Here is a 2,577-nt window from a genome sequence, read left to right as displayed (position 1 = left end):
CCAAACAAATCCTTTTGGACGAAGAATGGTTAACGGTAGAAAAGTCATCAGAATTATTTGAGTTTCATTCAGGATAACGGCGTACTGGATAAGCTGAGCGCATTTCTTTGCGTACCGCCAGTAATCAAGTATTTTGATAAGGTCGAGATTTAAGTATTGTCGCAAATACGAATGTGGCACGTTATACAGTGCTACACTCGATAAATTTACCCAGCGTGCTCTATTTATCGGTGAGCGCGCACTAAATGCAAGGAGAGAGTATGAGGTTAATCCTAATAACCCTGATTGCAATGATGTTTGCTAATCATTGCATAGCGAGTGAAGAGAGCGAGTTACGCGATAAAGGCGTTGAAGCCGCATCAAAAGGGAACTTTAACTCTGCAGCAAAATACCTGGGAAAAAGTGCAAGGCTCGGTTTTTATACAGCTCAAGTAGAGTTTGCCTATCTATTGGAATCAAGCCCTGAACCAATTCAAAATAAAGTTGAGTCTTATGCTTGGTATGGCGTTGTTTTATCCAGAAATGGCACCGATACTGACTTTGCAAAAGAAAGGTTAGCCAGCTTAACTAAAGCAATGAAAAAGGCAGAGGTGGTTCAAGCAAAAGAGATCGCTGCAAAGTATATTAAGCTGTATACAAAGTAGAGATTTAACAAGCTTCGCTGCTTCAATGTGCAAATACAGAGGCAACGCCCCTGATGTTGCCACGCTTTGAAGTTGGTGCACTATATTAACCAAAGGTGCTTCGGTGTATGAAACTGGTATCAGTCGTATTAGCTGTGTTGATATTGTATGGTTTTATTGAGTCACAACAGTGTGATTCAATCTGTCAAGCTAGCAGGGCGACCAGTTCGTTTTTAGGTAAAAACCAATCTAGTCAGCAGGTTATTGATTTCTTAAACGAATATAAGGGTGAAGCACTGGGAGCTGCTATCTATGGTGAGTTCGTAAACTGGGGTATCAGAAACTCCAACAAATTTGTAGAGATCACAAATCATCCGAATACCACTAAAAGAAATTTGGAGCTTATAGCTTATGCCATTGCTGACTATGGTAATCATGCAAAGTGGTGTGAAATATATAGTGATTTAACAGTAAAAGAGAATGATCAGTATATTCGATCACGGTTACTTGGCTGTAATTATAAGTTGTAAATCAACCAAAAATTTCCAGTCAAAGTGTTGCTTCGCTAAAAAAGCGGAGGGGTGTTGCTTTATCTTTTATTAGCTTTTCTATCAATAATATCAGTAGCGATAGGTTTCTACTTAGAAATTCTGGACGGCAATCTTACACACTTAAAGTGTGGTCGAGAGCCTGTTGCTGGTGTGGCTATAATGCCAACATTTCCAGTTGTGCCTGCAATACAGTTCGGCACGGCATATGGCTTAAACCTGCTGTATATTAATGCAGGCTGGTACGTGATTTTTGCTTACTTGATGGGCTCGATTCTTTATAGGTCTTTGTCAATTCGTAAGCTCAAAAGGGAATTTTCACGACTAAACAAGTAACCAGCCAACGTTTAAAAAACACTCAAACTGAAAGGCCAATACAGAGGCACCCAGCTAATTCTGCTCCTCTCTCATCGACGTTACTGCCAATCTGAATCTGTCTAGTTTGGATAAATAAGCTTTGAAGTGGTAAGTTTGTTGGAATGGGTGTCCGAACAAAGCCTGCAATCCCGCCGTGGTTCTTTTCCCATTGAGGTTGCAGCCAACCTCAAGTGACTGAGATTGGACGATCAATCTTTGAAGTGGATGTCCAAACAAAGCTTTGTTAGGTGCTACTTGACCATAGCTCGTATCTGCGACTTTGATGTCGACGCCCAACAGGGCATATGTAGTCGATAAATATTAGTAATTTATTGTCCGTAACATTGCGGATATAACCAAAGCTTTTTGGAGTAGCTCCCTTAGTAACTTCAGAAATACTTAAAGCAATGTCTAAATTCTCTTTATTTAGTATTGCAGTACCTACTTTCAAAGGCGCGCAGCCATTTAACTCTTTAGGGCCTTCAACGCTCAGATTAGTGGCCTCTTTATCACGAGACAACTCGATAATAAATCCAAGCTCACTTGCCAGAGTTTGCTCTAGTTTAACAGACTCAATCGGTGCAGATGCTTGAGTAACAAATGAAACTAGAAGACCTAAATTTAAAGCAATAGTTCGAAGCATAACCTTATAGCACCTAGACACAATGACTCCCACACGGTGCTAGCCTCCGCATCTTCGTGGGTTAGCTAAAAGCCAGAGCCATAATTAGTTTGTCAAATAACTAAACAGCAGAGGCTAGCATGAACAAACATAACATACTTTTCATTGGCTTAGATACTCATAAAGAGTTTGTTGAAGTCGCTTATTGTGAAGAACAACGAGGTGCCCAACCCATTCATTTTGGCCGAATTTCTTCCGCCAAAAATGTCGATTACTAAATTGCTTCGTCACTTTGAATCCAAATACCCCGATGCTACTTTGCACTTCGTTTATGAAGCTGGCCCTTGCGGCTACTGGATTTATCGCTTAATTACCAGCCTTGGTCATTGCTGTTACGTCGTTGCCTCATCCCTTATCCCTAAAAAGC

At 40.6% G+C, this 2,577-nt stretch carries 3 protein-coding genes and 1 pseudogene; 3 read left to right on the top strand and 1 reads right to left on the bottom strand.

What is annotated here, in order from left to right; genetic code table 11:
* Positions 1–260 precede the first annotated feature (260 nt).
* Positions 261–644 carry a hypothetical protein gene (locus tag CWB98_RS23250; protein ID WP_138546958.1) on the top strand — a complete coding sequence of 128 codons (384 nt, stop codon included), beginning with the start codon at positions 261–263 and terminating at the stop codon, positions 642–644.
* A gap of 107 nt (positions 645–751) precedes the next feature.
* A complete protein-coding gene (locus tag CWB98_RS23245) occupies positions 752–1,153 on the top strand; it encodes a hypothetical protein (protein WP_138546957.1) in 402 nt (133 codons plus the stop codon).
* Positions 1,154–1,772: 619 nt separating this feature from the next.
* On the opposite strand, the gene CWB98_RS23240 is transcribed toward CWB98_RS23245, so the two are convergent.
* A complete protein-coding gene (locus CWB98_RS23240) occupies positions 1,773–2,171 on the bottom strand; it encodes a hypothetical protein (protein WP_138546956.1) in 399 nt (132 codons plus the stop codon).
* Positions 2,172–2,290: 119 nt separating this feature from the next.
* On the opposite strand from CWB98_RS23240, the pseudogene CWB98_RS23235 reads away from it, so the two are divergent.
* Positions 2,291–2,577, top strand: a pseudogene (locus tag CWB98_RS23235) (IS110 family transposase); the annotation flags it as partial.

It is taken from the genome of Pseudoalteromonas rubra (assembly GCF_005887115.1).
In the GTDB taxonomy this organism is placed as follows: Bacteria; Pseudomonadota; Gammaproteobacteria; order Enterobacterales; family Alteromonadaceae; genus Pseudoalteromonas; species Pseudoalteromonas rubra_F.
Note: the sequence above shows the minus strand (reverse complement) of the source record. Positions and strands in the feature narration are given on the sequence as shown.